The following is a 276-nucleotide window of genomic DNA, read 5'->3' as shown; positions in this document are numbered from 1 at the left end:
GCGGCTATGAAAGATCAACAGACACTAAAGCTCATAGAGACGATCACAGGCCTGATAACCCTTACTAAGCAAAATCACATTCTTGTGGACACATTTATCGGCCCACTTTGAATCAGAACCATCTGTTTTAATGGATTTATAAAAAGGTGCGTTTTCGAGATCGGGATCATCAAAGGTATACACTTCGACATCTTCATTGGCCCATTTGCCCGACCAGGCGTTGGTTGCTCCTACTAATTGAAAATACTGTTGCTGATGTTTTTCAAAACCAGCAGC

General features: G+C 42.0%; 1 protein-coding gene. It reads right to left on the bottom strand.

Annotated elements, in window-relative coordinates; translation table 11 throughout:
* Positions 1-24: 24 nt before the first annotated feature.
* Positions 25-276, bottom strand: a 252-nt coding sequence (locus tag B3182_RS13770; RefSeq protein ID WP_292753137.1) for a hypothetical protein, incomplete at its 5' end; no start/stop codon positions are given.

It is taken from the genome of Methylophaga sp. UBA4204, assembly GCF_002379485.1.
Taxonomy (GTDB): Bacteria; Pseudomonadota; Gammaproteobacteria; order Nitrosococcales; family Methylophagaceae; genus Methylophaga.
The sequence above is the reverse complement of the archived record's forward strand: the minus strand, read 5'-3'. Positions and strand labels throughout refer to the sequence as shown.